8 protein-coding genes are annotated in these 14337 nt (G+C 61.1%); 5 read left to right on the top strand and 3 right to left on the bottom strand.

Annotation, left to right across the window (positions count from 1 at the left end; genetic code table 11):
- Nucleotides 1-112: 112 nt before the first annotated feature.
- Both FX984_RS29270 and glnA read right to left on the bottom strand, forming a co-directional pair.
- The gene (locus FX984_RS29270; protein ID WP_146476818.1) at nt 113-649 is read right to left on the bottom strand and encodes a chorismate mutase; all 537 of its coding nucleotides are present in this window, start codon (nt 647-649) and stop codon (nt 113-115) included.
- A gap of 85 nt (nt 650-734) precedes the next feature.
- On the bottom strand, nt 735-2141 hold the full coding sequence (gene glnA, locus FX984_RS29265; RefSeq protein WP_024072899.1) for a glutamate--ammonia ligase: 1407 nt from the start codon (nt 2139-2141) through the stop codon (nt 735-737).
- Nucleotides 2142-2475: 334 nt separating this feature from the next.
- On the opposite strand from glnA, the gene thiI reads away from it, so the two are divergent.
- Together thiI and typA are read left to right on the top strand one after the other, a co-directional pair.
- Nucleotides 2476-3930, top strand: coding sequence for a tRNA uracil 4-sulfurtransferase ThiI (gene thiI / locus FX984_RS29255; protein WP_065940748.1), 1455 nt, complete (start codon nt 2476-2478; stop codon nt 3928-3930).
- Between the two features lie 139 nt (nt 3931-4069).
- Nucleotides 4070-5890, top strand: coding sequence for a translational GTPase TypA (gene typA / locus FX984_RS29250; RefSeq protein WP_034117299.1), 1821 nt, complete (start codon nt 4070-4072; stop codon nt 5888-5890).
- Nucleotides 5891-6083: 193 nt separating this feature from the next.
- On the opposite strand, the gene FX984_RS29245 is transcribed toward typA, so the two are convergent.
- The gene (locus FX984_RS29245) at nt 6084-6518 is read right to left on the bottom strand and encodes a YkgJ family cysteine cluster protein (protein WP_024072902.1); all 435 of its coding nucleotides are present in this window, start codon (nt 6516-6518) and stop codon (nt 6084-6086) included.
- Nucleotides 6519-6758: 240 nt separating this feature from the next.
- Here FX984_RS29245 and FX984_RS29240 point away from each other — a divergent pair, with 240 nt between their 5' ends.
- The 3 genes from FX984_RS29240 to FX984_RS29230 all read left to right on the top strand — a co-directional run bounded on the left by FX984_RS29240 (nt 6759) and on the right by FX984_RS29230 (nt 14234).
- Nucleotides 6759-9209: a glycogen/starch/alpha-glucan phosphorylase gene (locus FX984_RS29240; RefSeq protein WP_027605065.1), complete on the top strand. Its 2451-nt coding sequence runs from the start codon at nt 6759-6761 to the stop codon at nt 9207-9209.
- Between the two features lie 157 nt (nt 9210-9366).
- The gene (locus FX984_RS29235) at nt 9367-12882 is read left to right on the top strand and encodes a DUF2339 domain-containing protein (RefSeq protein WP_146476820.1); all 3516 of its coding nucleotides are present in this window, start codon (nt 9367-9369) and stop codon (nt 12880-12882) included.
- Nucleotides 12882-14234 (top strand): DUF3999 domain-containing protein, encoded by a 1353-nt coding sequence (locus FX984_RS29230; protein WP_146476865.1) that lies wholly within the window; start codon nt 12882-12884, stop codon nt 14232-14234. Before FX984_RS29235 ends, FX984_RS29230 begins: the two co-directional genes overlap by 1 nt.
- Nucleotides 14235-14337 lie beyond the last annotated feature (103 nt).

Below are 14337 nucleotides of genomic sequence, written 5' to 3'. Positions count from 1 at the left end.
GCGGGATGTCGCACCAATATAGTGCGGTTTTGTGAAGGTTGTTCAGGAAGTGCCGAATTCACACAAATCCAATGTGGGAGGAACTCCCACATGTTCGGCTCGGGTTACAGCTTCAGTCTTTGTGGATACATAGCTCGGCCGTGGCGCGAATCATCGCCAGCTGCCGCAACGGGTCGTTCAGCGGTTCATGCACCGCTTCAGCCAGCCATTGAGGGCACTGCGGGTCGCTGCGTTGTGGCGTGAAGTCCGCGAGCTGTTGCAGCAGGCGTTTTTGCAATTGATCCAGTTGCGGGCGAATCAGCTTCACCAGGTCCGGGCGCGGGTCGTCGGGTGCCTTGCCCTGGAACTGCCAGTCGGACAGGTGGGTGTATTGCACCAGCTTGTTTGCCTCGATCTGCGCCGAGAAAAATTGCTCGGCGGCGGCGGGCTCCAGTTTGTAACTCGGTGCCTGGGCAATGACGCTGGCGAGCACGTCCTGCTCGCGCTTTTTGTCTTCTACCGGTTTTTTACTGTCCCATTTGCTCAGGGCCACCTGGTCGGCAATGGCCAGGCGTTCGGCGATGCTGTTGAGCAATGGCTCCAGTGTCGGCGGTGCAGCGAATGCACTGGCGCTGGCGAACAATAAAGTGAATGCAAGTAGACGCTTCAAGAGGTGACCTCCTAGGGTGCGGGCAAAAAAAAGACCTCCCGAAGGAGGCCTTTTTCATCACGCTGCGTCAAGCAGCGCTACCGGATCAGCAGCTGTAGTACAGCTCGTATTCCAGTGGGTGTACGAAGGTGCGCACTTTGATTTCTTCTTCGCTTTTCAGCTCGATGTAGGCATCGATGAAGTCGTCGCTGAATACGCCGCCTTTGGTCAGGAACGCACGGCCCTTGTCCAGCTCTTCCAGGGCTTCTTTCAGGCTGCCGCACACTTGTGGGATCTCTTTGGCCTCTTCAGGCGGCAGGTCGTACAAGTTTTTGTCGGCGGCGTCGCCAGGGTGGATCTTGTTCTGGATACCGTCTAGGCCTGCCATGACCAGGGCAGCGAAAGCCAGGTATGGGTTGGCTGCTGGATCCGGGAAGCGAGCTTCGATACGGCGAGCGCGCGGGCTGGATACGTAAGGAATACGGATCGAGGCGGAACGGTTGCGAGCCGAGTAGGCCAGCATGACCGGTGCTTCGAAACCTGGGACCAGACGCTTGTAGGAGTTGGTCGACGGGTTGGTGAAGCCGTTCAGGGCCTTACCGTGCTTGATGATGCCGCCGATGAAGTACAGGGCGGTGTCGGACAGGCCGGCATAACCTTCGCCAGCGAAGGTGTTCTTGCCTTCTTTGGCGATGGACAGGTGAACGTGCATACCCGAACCGTTATCGCCGTACAGCGGCTTAGGCATGAAGGTAGCGGTACGGCCGTAGGCATCAGCCACGTTGTGTACGCAGTACTTCAGGGTCTGGACTTCGTCAGCCTTGGCGACCAGGGTGTTGAATTTCACACCGATTTCGTTCTGGCCGGCAGTCGCCACTTCGTGGTGGTGAACTTCGATGACCAGGCCCATTTCTTCCATGGCGTTGCACATGGAGGTACGGATTTCGTGGTCATGGTCGAACGGCGGAACCGGGAAGTAGCCACCTTTGATGCCTGGACGGTGGCCTTTGTTGCCGCCTTCCACGTCCTGGTCGGACATCCACGAACCTTGTTCGGAGAAGATCTTGAACATGGAGCCGGAGATGTCGGACTTGAACTTGACCGAATCAAAGATGAAGAATTCCGGCTCCGGGCCTACGAATACGGTGTCGCCGATACCGGTGGACTTCAGGTATTCCTCGGCACGCTTGGCGATCGCACGTGGGTCGCGGTCGTAGCCTTGCATGGTCGAAGGCTCGATCACGTCGCAGACGATGATCAGGGTTGGGTCTTCGGTGAACGGGTCGAGGACGGCAGTGCTGTCGTCCGGCATCAGGATCATGTCGGAGGCTTCGATGCCTTTCCAGCCAGCGATGGAGGAGCCGTCGAACATTTTGCCTTCTTCGAAGAAAGCATCATCCAGCGCGTCGCGAGCCGGCATGGTCACGTGGTGCTGAGTGCCTTTGGTGTCTGTGAAGCGCAGATCAATCCATTTAACGTCATGATCTTTGATGAGTTGAACCGACTTCGACATAGTGTCCTCCGGGTGGCTTCGGGCTGGGGTAGTGGAGTTAGCCCTTAGAATGTGGGTGATGCCGGCGCGGATAGTCCGCCATGGCAACCTGCCTCACAAGAGAGCAAATTGCATGCCAGTGCGCCAACATGGGTTTTTTGCTCCAAAAACGCCCCTATAAAGGTGCATTGCGACAAATGCCCGAAATCAGCGCACCGCAATGTGGCGCGCGCGAGTGCAAATGCACCTCTTTAGTGCGAGTCGAGTGTTGTGCATATTAACTGGTTAAACCTTGAGCGATTTCCGCTATAATCCGCGCCCCCCTTTTTCGGCAGGCCCTGCGCGCGCTGTTTCCATGAAATTAATCGTTAAAGTCTTCCCCGAGATCACCATCAAGAGCCGACCGGTACGGATGCGTTTCATCCGTCAGTTGGCCAAGAACATCCGTGCCGTGCTCCGCGATCTGGACCCGGCTGTGGTGGTGAACGGTGTGTGGGACAACCTCGAGCTGGAAACCCGCCTGACCGACGCCAAAGCCTTGAAGGACATGACCGAGCGCCTGAGCTGCATGCCGGGTATCGCGCATTTCCTGCAGGTGGATGAGTACCCGCTGGGGGACTTCGACGACATCACCGAGAAATGCAAACGGCACTTCGGCGACAGCCTTGAAGGCAAGATTTTTTCGGTGCGCTGCAAGCGTGCCGGCAAGCACCCGTTCAGTTCCATGGACGTCGAGAAATACGTCGGCAGCAAGCTGCGTCGCGAGTGCGGCGCCGCCGGAATTTCCCTCAAGGCGCCGCAAATTGAAGTGCGCATGGAAATTCGCGACCAACGGTTGTTTGTGATTCACAGCCAGCACGACAGCATCGGCGGCTACCCGCTGGGCGCCCTGGAACAGACCCTGGTCCTCATGTCCGGCGGTTTCGATTCCACGGTGGCGGCCTACCAGATCATGCGCCGCGGCCTGATGAGCCACTTCTGCTTCTTTAACCTGGGCGGGCGTGCACACGAATTGGGCGTGATGGAAGTTGCGCACTTTATCTGGAAGAAGTACGGCAGCTCCCAGCGCGTGCTATTTGTGAGCGTACCGTTCGAGGAAGTGCTGGGCGAAATTCTCGGTAAAGTCGATAACAGTCATATGGGCGTAGTTTTGAAGCGTATGATGTTGCGCGCTGCGTCCCGAATCGCCGATCAGTTGCAGATCGACGCGCTGGTGACCGGTGAAGCGATTTCCCAGGTTTCCAGCCAGACGCTGCCGAACCTGTCGCTGATCGACTGCGTGACCGAGAAGCTGGTACTGCGCCCGCTGATCGCCAGCCACAAGCAGGACATCATCGACTTGGCAGAAACAATCGGCACCGCCGACTTTGCCAAGCATATGCCTGAATACTGCGGGGTCATTTCGGTGAACCCCAAGACCCACGCCAAGCGCAACCGCGTGGAGTACGAAGAACAACAGTTTGATATGGCGGTTCTGGAGCGTGCGCTCGAGAACGCCAAGCTGGTCCCGATCGATCGTGTTATCGACGAACTGGGCCAGGATGTGCAGATCGAAGAAGTCAGCGAAGCCCTGGCCGGCCAGATCGTCATCGACATCCGTCACCCGGATGCCGCTGAAGATGAGCCGCTGGAAATCGCCGGCATCGACGTACAAACGCTGCCGTTCTATGCATTGAACGCGCGTTTCAAGGAACTGGATAACAGCCGTCAGTACCTGCTGTATTGCGACAAAGGCGTGATGAGTCGCCTGCATGCCCACCATTTGCTCAGTGAGGGGCATGCCAATGTGCGCGTTTATCGACCGAGCTAAGAGCCCGGGGCTGTTTGCCTGTGGCCTGCGTCACCGGCCCCCCGACTCTGCCGTCAAGCTGTAACGGCAAGGCCTGACTCTACTGTTAATCGCTGCCACGACCTGTCAGCACACCGAATCCTCTGATCGAGATACACAAGTGATCGAAAATCTACGTAACATCGCCATCATTGCCCACGTTGACCATGGTAAAACCACCCTGGTAGACAAACTCCTGCGTCAATCCGGCACCCTGGAGCGCAACGAGCTCAACGACGAGCGCGTGATGGACTCCAACGACCAGGAAAAAGAGCGCGGTATTACCATCCTGGCAAAAAACACCGCCATCAACTGGAACGGCTACCACATCAACATCGTGGATACCCCGGGCCACGCCGACTTCGGCGGCGAAGTAGAACGCGTAATGTCGATGGTTGACTCCGTTCTGCTGCTGGTTGACGCTCAAGACGGCCCTATGCCGCAAACCCGTTTCGTGACCAAGAAGGCGTTCGAAGCCGGCCTGCGTCCGATCGTGTGCATCAACAAGGTTGACCGTCCAGGCGCGCGTCCGGACTGGGTTCTGGACCAGATCTTCGACCTGTTCGACAACCTGGGTGCCACCGAAGAGCAACTTGATTTCCAAGTGATCTACGCCTCGGCCCTGAACGGTATTGCCGGTCTGGAACACACCGCCATGGCGGAAGACATGACCCCGCTGTACCAGGCGATCGTTGACCACGTTCCACCACCGAAGGTTGACCGTGACGGTCCGTTCCAGATGCAAATCTCGGCACTGGACTACAACAGCTTCCTGGGTGTGATCGGCGTTGGCCGTATCGCCCGTGGCAGCGTCAAGCCGAACACCCCGGTTGTGGCAATCGGCGCCGACGGCAAGAAGCGCAACGGTCGTATCCTGAAGCTGATGGGTCACCACGGCCTGCACCGTATCGACGTTGAAGAAGCCTTCGCCGGCGACATCGTGTGCGTCAGCGGCATGGACTCGCTGTTCATCTCCGACACCCTGTGCCAGCCGGACACTGTCGAGGCAATGAAGCCTCTGACCGTCGACGAGCCAACCGTTTCCATGACCTTCCAGGTAAACGACTCGCCTTTCTGCGGTAAAGAAGGCAAGTTCGTGACTTCCCGTAACATCAAGGAACGTCTGGACAAAGAGCTGCTGTACAACGTTGCACTGCGCGTTGAAGAAGGCGACTCGGCTGACAAGTTCAAGGTTTCCGGCCGTGGTGAGCTGCACCTCTCGGTACTGATCGAAACCATGCGTCGCGAAGGCTTCGAAATGGGCGTTGGTCGTCCTGAAGTGATCATCCGTCAGGTTGACGGCGTGAAGCAGGAACCGTTCGAAAACGTCACCATCGACACCCCTGAAGAATCCCAGGGCAAGGTCATGGAAGAGATGGGCCTGCGTAAGGGCGACCTGACCAACATGGTGCCGGATGGCAAAGGCCGTGTGCGTCTGGAATACAACATCCCTGCTCGTGGCTTGATCGGTTTCCGTAACCAGTTCCTGACCCTGACCAACGGTGCTGGCATCCTGACCTCGATCTTCGATCGCTACGACACCATGAAGTCCGGCGACATGTCCGGCCGTCAGAACGGTGTCCTGGTATCGGTAGAAACCGGCAAGGCGCTGACCTACTCCCTGGAAACCCTCCAGGCGCGTGGCAAGCTGTTCGTTGAGCACGGTCAAGAGATCTACAACGGTCAGATCGTTGGCCTGAACAGCCGTGACAACGACATGGGCGTCAACCCAACCAAAGGCAAGAAGCTCGACAACATGCGTGCTTCGGGTAAAGACGAAACCATCGCCCTGGTTCCACCTGTTCGCTTCACCCTGGAACAGGCCCTGGAATTCATCCAGGACGACGAACTGTGCGAAGTGACGCCGAAGTCGATCCGCCTGCGTAAGAAGATCCTGGACGAAGGCGAGCGTACCCGCGCTGCCAAGAAAGCCAAGAACTGAGTTAACTCAGGCTGAATGAAAAACGCCCCCGGTCGAAAGGCCGGGGGCGTTTTTTTATGCCTGCAGTTTCTGTGGTGGCTGTACTGGCCTCATCGGGGGCAAGCCCCCTCCCACCTTTGAATGTGTTCACAGATCAAAATGTGGGAGGGGGCTTGCCCCCGATAGGGCCCTTGAGAGTCCCACAAAACCCGGATCAGAACTTGTCGAGGGTCTTGAACTTGGTCTCGCGCACTACTTCCTTCGGCTTGTACGCGCAATACCCCGGGCGCGGCCCGATCTTCGGGTGGTTGCGGCAAGTATCCGGGCGCTTGTCATAAATAGTGCAGAAGCGCGTCTTACGATCCAGGTACAGGCAGTCGTTGTTGCTCATGCGCTGCAGGGTAAAAATCTCGGATTTGTTGTTGTAGCGCTCGACGATGCCTTCCTTCTGCAACCGCTTGGCGATGTTCTTCGGCGGGTCGCCGCGCTCGAATTCATCGACGATACCAATGCGGATCAGGTCCTTGATCTTCACCTCAACCGGCAGCGTGCAGCAGCTGGACACGCAGCCGCCGCACATATGGGCGGAGTATTTCTGCCAAGTCTCGAGACGGTCGAGTTCCGCAGCGGCGATCAGTTGAGGCTTCATCAGGGTTCCAAAAGGTGGGGCGGTATCCGGGCGCGCGATCATACCGGGATTGGTGGTTTTTTGAACAATATTTTACGGATTTCAGCTCAAAGGCGCGGATGAGGGCTGATCGGGCACGACCCCTGCATCAAAAGCGTATTAAAGGTGAATGAGTTAAAAAACTGCCGAACCAGAGCGTCTACCGTCTGTCAGACCGACTAGGCTCTAGCAACTCCTTCAATCTCGCCCGAGGTCACACCGATGTCTCAGGAACCGCTTGCACGAGAAGCAGAGGTAGCCGCATTCCGCGATGCTGTCTTGACCAAACTCACCTACGCGGTGGGCAAAGACCCGGACCATGCCTTCGACCACGACTGGTTCGAAGCCATTGCCCTGGCCGCCCGCGACCAGATGGTCGACCACTGGATGGATCACACGCGGCGTATCTACCGCAAAGGCCAGAAGCGGGTGTATTACCTCTCCCTGGAATTCCTTATCGGCCGCCTGCTCTACGACAGCCTGAGCAACCTCGGCGTGCTGGAGATCGCTCGCGAAGCCTTGTCTGAGCTGGGTGTGGACCTCGAACGCATCCGCCTGCTGGAGCCCGACGCGGCGCTTGGCAACGGCGGCCTCGGCCGTCTGGCGGCATGCTTTATGGAAAGCATGTCGACCTTGGGCATCGCCGGCCACGGTTATGGCATTCGTTATGAGCACGGCTTGTTCCGCCAGGCGATTGTCGATGGCTGGCAGCAGGAACAGACCGAACGCTGGCTGGATTTCGGCAACCCGTGGGAATTCGAGCGGGCCGAGGTGATTTACCCGATTGGCTTTGGCGGCAGCGTCGAGACCCTGCCGGATGCCTCCGGCAAGCTGATCCAGGTGTGGACGCCCAACGAAACCGTGCGCGCCGTTGCCTACGACACCCCGGTGGTCGGTTGGCGCGGCGCCAGCGTGAATACCTTGCGCCTGTGGCGTGCCCGTGCGGTGGAAGACCTGCACCTGGAGCGCTTCAACGCCGGTGACCACCTGGGCGCCGTCGCCGAAGTGGCCCGCGCCGAGAGTATCTCCCGAGTGCTTTATCCGGCGGACAGCACCGAAGCGGGGCAGGAACTGCGCCTGCGCCAGGAATACTTCTTCGTCGCCGCCTCCTTGCAGGACCTGCTGCGTCGCCACAAGAACATGCACGGCTCGGTCCTGAGCCTGGGCGAACACGCGGCGATCCAGCTCAACGACACCCACCCCTCGATCGCCGTGGCCGAGTTGATGCGCCAGTTAGTCGACCTGCACGACATTCCGTGGGAAGCCGCGTGGGATGTGACCGTCGAAACCCTGTCGTACACCAACCACACCCTGTTGCCCGAGGCTCTGGAAACCTGGCCGGTCGGCCTGATGGAGCGCATGCTGCCCCGGCACATGCAGATCATCTACCTGATCAACGCCCAGCACATCGATGCGTTGCGCGCCAAGGGCATCCATGACTTCGACGTGCTGCGCGCCGTGTCCCTGATCGAAGAAGACAACGGCCGCCGTGTGCGCATGGGCAACCTGGCGTTCCTCGGCTCCCACAGCGTCAACGGCGTGTCCGGCCTGCACACCCAACTGATGCGCAGCACCGTGTTCTCCGAACTGCACAAGCTCTACCCGGAGCGCATCAACAACAAGACCAACGGCATTACCTTCCGCCGCTGGCTGTACCAGGCCAACCCCAAGCTCACCGATATGCTGGTGGAAGCCTTGGGCCCGGACATTCTCGACACCATCGAAACCCGCCTGGGCGAGCTGGAAACCTTCGCCGAGAAACAGACGTTCCGCAAAGCCTTTGCCGACCAGCGCCTGCACAGCAAGCGTGCGCTGGCCGAGATCATCCATGAGCGCCTGGGCATTTCGGTGAACCCGGCGGCGATGTTCGACGTGCAGGTCAAGCGTATCCACGAATACAAGCGCCAGTTGCTCAACCTGCTGCACACCGTGGCGCTGTACCAGGCGATCCGTGCCGAGCCGGGCACCGACTGGGTACCACGGGTGAAGATCTTCGCGGGCAAGGCGGCGGCCAGCTATCACCAGGCCAAGTTGATCATCAAGCTGACCAACGACATCGCACGCACCGTCAACAACGACCCGACCGTACGCGGGCTGCTCAAGGTGGTGTTCCTGCCCAACTACAACGTCAGCCTGGCGGAAAGCATCATCCCGGCGGCGGATTTGTCGGAGCAGATCTCCACCGCCGGCTTTGAAGCCTCGGGCACCAGCAACATGAAGTTCGGCCTCAACGGCGCGCTGACCATCGGCACCATGGACGGCGCCAACGTGGAGATGCACGAGCGCGTGGGCGCCGATCACATGTTTATCTTCGGCCTCAGTGCGCAACAGGTGGAGGCACGTAAACATGCCGGTGAATTCAACGCCGGGCCCGATATTGCGGCGTCCCATCGTCTGAGCGATGTGCTGCAAGCGATTCGCGGCGGGGTGTTCTCGCCGGACGATCCGGGCCGCTATGTGGGCTTGATCGACGGGTTGATCGACTACGACCGCTTCCTGGTCTGCGCCGACTTCGATTCCTACTGGGACGCCCAGGCGCGGGTCGAAGCGCATTGGCATGATTCCAAGGCGTGGTGGCGTTCGGCGGTGCTCAATACCGCACGGATGGGCTGGTTCTCGTCGGACCGGACGATCCGCGAGTACGCCACTGAAATCTGGAAAGCCCTCGACTAAACACCGCAATACAAAATGTGGGAGGGGGCTTGCCCCCGATGACGGAGTGTCAGTCGACAAATATGTCGACTGGTACACCGCTATCGGGAGCAAGCCCCCTCCCACATTAGTTGCGCGTCGATATACTGAGCGCCGGTTTGCTTAGGGAATATCGACCATGCAATGGATTTTCATGCTGATTGGCCTGGTGCTCGGCTGGACGCTCGATGAGTCGTTCTATGATGCGGGCATCGGTGCGCTGTTGGGGTTGGGCATCGGCCAGGCGATTCGCCTGTCGAAGCTGGCGACCCAGGCGCAGCAGCAGGCTGTTCAGTTGGAAACCACGCAGAAGGCGTTGATCGCCCTGGGTGAGCGCCTGCGGCAACTGGAAGTACCCACGCCGACACGCACTGTCATCGTCGAGCCGCCTGTGCCTGAGGCGGCACCTGTCGCCAAGGCGCCTGAACTGGTGTGGGAGCTGCCGGCTGAATTGGCGCCTGTCGCCATGGTCGCCGAACCGAGCCAGCCATTGCCGGATGACGTCTGGACGCCTGCCCCGACGCCACGTCCGCCTCAAGAACCTGCCGCTCCCCGTGACCCAAACCTGATCGAACGCGCCATCAGCGGCGCACGCAATTGGCTGTTTGGTGGCAACACCGTGCTGCGTGTCGGTGTGGTGCTGCTGTTTCTCGGCCTGGCCTTCCTGTTGCGCTACGCCACCGAAGGCATGGTGGTGCCGATCGAACTGCGTTACGCCGGCGTTGCCGCGGCGGCCCTTGGCCTGTTGGGCCTGGGCTGGTGGCTGCGGTTGCGTAACAGCAACTACGGCTTGATGCTGCAAGGCACCGGGATCGCGGTGCTGTACCTGACGGTGTTTGCCGCGATGCGCCTGCACCCGTTGATCGACCCGAGCGCGGCGCTGGGCCTGCTGGTGGCGGTCACGGTGTTCTCGGCGATCCTGGCGATTACCCAGGATGCGTTGGGACTGGCCTGTGCGGCCGCGCTCGGCGGCTTCGCGGCGCCGATCCTCACGTCCACCGGCGCCGGTAATCATGTCGCGCTGTTCAGTTATTTTGCCCTGCTCAACGCCGGTATCCTCGCCATCGCCTGGTTCAAGGCCTGGCGCTTGCTCAACCTGATCGGCTTTGTCGGCACCTTCGGCATCGGCTTTGCCTGGGGCATGCGCTCCTACACGCCGGAACTGCTGTGGAGTACCGAGCCGTTCCTGATCCTGTTTTTCCTGATGTACCTGGCTATCGGCCTGTTGTTCGCCCGGCGCAAATTGCGAGAGATGGGCGACGCGCCCGAAGGCCGTGATGCGTTGTTGCGCTGGTCGGCATCCAAAGGCGACTACGTCGACGGCAGCATGCTGTTCGGCCCGCCGCTGGCGGGGTTTGGCCTGCAGTTCGCGCTGGTGCAGCACCTTGAGTTCGCCGCAGCATTCAGCGCGCTGGGCCTGGGCATCCTCTACATGGGCCTGGCCCGCGTGCTCAGTGGCGGGCGCGCCTTGCTGCTGGCGGAAACCTGCCTGGCCCTGGGGGTGATCTTTGCCAGCCTGGCGATTCCCCTGGGGCTCGATGCGCGTTGGACCGCAGCCGCCTGGGCCGTGGAAGGTGCCGGGATCTTCTGGCTCGGCTTGCGCCAGCAGCGGCCGTTGGCGCGGGCATTTGGCCTGTTGCTGCAATTGGGCTCGGCGCTGGCGTTTCTCAGTGAGCTGCGCATCGGCGAGCACACGCTGCTGGAGGGGGCGCCCTTGGGGGCGTTGCTGCTGGGCGCGGCCTTGCTGTTCAGCTTCGACCAACTGCGCAGGGCCGCGACGCAGCAGGCGGCGGAGTGGGAGCGCAAGGGCCTGCCGGTTCTGGCCAGCCTCGGCCTGACTTTCGTGTACCTGCTCGCGCCGCTGCTGTTGCTGACTCAAGGCACTGCCATCAGTTGGGCGCTCGCCGGCCTGGCGACCCTGTTCATCGGCTTGCGGATTGGCTCGCGCACGTTCCTGTTCACGGCGTTCGCCGTGCAACTGCTGGGCGGGACGTTGTTCCTGCTGCGCTTGCAAGGCGGCGACTCGGCAGCGGTATTCAACGCCGGCTGGAGCGGCCTGCTCAGCGCGTCGTTGATCGGCCTGGCGTTGATCGGCGGCATGCTGCTGGCGGCGCGCGACGACATGGTGCGTAGCGATGTACGGCTGTTGCGCGGGCTGTCCGTGGTGCTGCTGGCCGGGTTGGTGCTGATCAACCTCGCCGTGCTGTTTGTACTGCCATGGGAAAGCGCCAGCGGTGTGTGGGCGGCCAGTGGGTTGTTGATCATCTGGTTGAGCCTGTACCTGCAACAGCGCGTCAGTTTTGTGTTCGGGTTACTGCTGCAGGTTATCGGCGGCGCGTCGTTCCTGCTGGCGGTGCCGGAGCTGCTCGGGCCTTTGGCCAGCGAAGGCCTGCGTCCCCTGGGACATAGCGGGTTCTGGACGCCGATGGTGCTGGGCCTGGCCGCCTTGATCGGTGCCTGGCGCCTGCAGCGTGAACCCCATGCGCCGGTGTTTGCCGTACTCAAGCTGCAACGCCTGTCTGACCTGCTGCTGGTGTGGGGCGCGGCGTGGTGGGCGTTGGCGCTGATCGCTGAAGTGCTGCGGTTTATACCCGATGAGCTGCGGGGTGCGTTCCTGCTGGGTATTGCCGCGGTCAGCGTGGCGATCTGGGCGTTGCTCGCGACGCGCCTGCGTTGGGCGTCCCTGGGTATGCTCTGCACCCTGTTGATGCCGGCGGCGGGGATGGTTTTGCTGGTGTCTGCGCATAATTATTACCACCCGGCGGCGCACTACGGCTGGCTGGCCTGGCTGGCGGTGTTCGGGGTGCATTTCATCGCGCTGCGGCGTTTGGCGACGCTGGTGCCGGCCACCGTCCTGAGCGTTGCTCACGTGTTGGGTTGCTGGATGTTGATCGGCGTATTGGCGCTGGAGCTGCGCTACGGCCTGTTGTTGCTGTCGAGCGAATACAACGCCTGGCGCTGGCTGGGCTGGGCGATCCTGCCAAGTCTGTACCTGGTGCTGGCTGCTGCACCGCGCAACTGGCCATGGCCGGTGTCGGCGTACCCACGGGAATATCGAGTGCTGGCGGCACTCCCATTGGCGGTGCTGATGCTGGGCTGGTTCTGGCTGGCGAATACCTTCAGTGACGGCACGGCCAGGCCATTGCCCTATGTGCCGTTGCTCAACCCGCTGGACCTGGGCTTGCTGTTTGCGCTGCTGGGCGTGTACCTGTGGTCGCGCAGCGTGGCGCCGCAACGCGGGCCGCGTGCTGAATTGATCGCCCAGGGCATTGCCGGTATTTCGCTGTTCGCGTTCTTTACGGCCCTGGTGATGCGCACCGCACATCACTGGGGCGGCGTACCGTTCCATCTGGATGGGTTGCTGGAATCGATGTTGGTGCAAGCCGGCCTGTCGATTGTCTGGACCCTGATCGCCCTCGGCCTGATGATCGGCGGCCACCTGCGCCATCGCCGCGAAGTGTGGCTGATCGGCGCGGCGCTGATCGCGGTGGTGGTGGCCAAGCTGTTCTTTGTCGAGCTGAGCAACCGTGGCGGCCTGGCGCGGATCGTGTCGTTTATCGGCGTGGGCGGGTTGTTGCTGGTGGTGGGCTACTTTGCGCCGCTGCCGCCCAAGCGTGCCGAACCTGTGTTGGAAACTGAAGGAGCATCCTCTTGATCGGTAAGTTGAGCGTGGTCGTGCTGGGCATGTGTACGGCGTTGTCGGCGTGGGCGCAGGAAACGCCGGCCGACTTCAGCAGCCAGGTGCCGCTGAGCGTCAGCGGCAACGGCCCCTGGTATCGCCTTGAGTTGCCCTTGGCCGTGCAACTGAATGCGCGCCAGGCTGACCTCAGCGATGTGCGCGTGTTCAACGCCGCCGGTGAACCCCAGGCCTACGCGCTGGCGCGTCAAGCGTCGCAACGCACCGAAAGTCGTGAAGTCACCGACGTGAAGTGGTTCCCGCTGTACGCCGCCGACACCCAGGCAACCTTACCCGGTGTGGTGATGAAAACCACGGCCGAAGGCACCCTGGTGGAAATCAAACCGTCCACCGCACCCAAGCCCGGCAAGCAGGTGCTGCGTGGCTGGGTGCTCGATGCCAGTAAAATCAAGGCGCCGTTGCAGCAGTTGAGCCTGGACTGGAGCCGCGAGCAGGAGGGCTTCCAGCGCTTCAGCATTGAAGCCAGTGATGACTTGCAGCACTGGCAATCCTGGGGCGATGGACAAGTGGCGCGTTTGTCGTTTGCCGAAGAGCGGGTCGAGCAGCATGACGTCAGTTTGCCGGGCCAGTCCGCGCGTTACCTGCGCCTGGTGTGGAAGGGGCAGGCGGCGCCGTTGCTGACCTCGGCCAGGTTGGCCAGTGCCACCAGCAGCAGCCTGCCGCTGCCGCTGGTTTGGTCGCAGCCGCTCTCGGGCACGCGGCTCAAGGCGGGTGAGTACACTTGGACGTTGCCCACCGGGCTGGGTGTCGAACGCTTGCGTATCGAGCTGAAGCAGGCCAATACGCTGGCGCCGGTGACCTTGGCGGGGCGACGCGATGGCAATCAAGCCTGGCAGCCGTTGAGCAATGGTCTGCTCTACCGCCTGACCCAGAATGGCCAGGATGTGGTGCAGGACGAGTTGCAACTGCCCGGCCAGACGGTCACCGAACTCAAGTTGCAGGTCGACGAGCGCGGCGGCGGCCTGGGCGTCGAAGCGCCGGCCCTGCACTTCGCGGTGCGCGCCACGCAGTTGGTGTTCCTGGCGCGGGGCGAGCCGCCGTTCACGCTGGCGCTGGGGAATGCCTCGGTGAAGGCGGCGAACCTGCCGTTGTCGACGCTGATCCCGGATTACACCGCCGAGCGCCTCAACACCTTGGGACAGGCCAAGGTGGCCGGGGCCGTCGCGGTCACTTCGCCACCGGTGCCGGCGGCTGTCGACAGCGGGCCGAACTGGAAAAAATTCGGACTCTGGGCCGTATTACTGCTCGGCGTGGCGGCGCTGGGAGCCATGGCCTACAGTTTGCTGCGCAAGCCGCCGGAGGCACGTTAAATAAAGTCCATGAACTCTATTGGGTTTAAATCCTCTGATAGGAGGAAATACGCCCCGACTCGCGTTAAACTGCGCGGGTTTTTAGCCCCCCCTTCATCGGAGC

Origin of the sequence: Pseudomonas marginalis (assembly GCF_008692035.1) — a bacterium.
Classification (GTDB): Bacteria; Pseudomonadota; Gammaproteobacteria; order Pseudomonadales; family Pseudomonadaceae; genus Aquipseudomonas; species Aquipseudomonas marginalis.
Note: the sequence above shows the minus strand (reverse complement) of the source record. Positions and strands in the feature narration are given on the sequence as shown.

Bases quoted from the DNA above. Each gene is read 5' to 3' on its own strand.
- glnA (WP_024072899.1), bottom strand. From the start codon at position 2,141: ATGTCGAAGTCGGTTCAACTCATCAAAGATCATGACGTTAAATGGATT.
- thiI (WP_065940748.1), top strand. From the start codon at position 2,476: ATGAAATTAATCGTTAAAGTCTTCCCCGAGATCACCATCAAGAGCCGA.
- FX984_RS29245 (WP_024072902.1), bottom strand. From the start codon at position 6,518: ATGAAGCCTCAACTGATCGCCGCTGCGGAACTCGACCGTCTCGAGACT.
- FX984_RS29240 (WP_027605065.1), top strand. From the start codon at position 6,759: ATGTCTCAGGAACCGCTTGCACGAGAAGCAGAGGTAGCCGCATTCCGC.
- FX984_RS29235 (WP_146476820.1), top strand. From the start codon at position 9,367: ATGCAATGGATTTTCATGCTGATTGGCCTGGTGCTCGGCTGGACGCTC.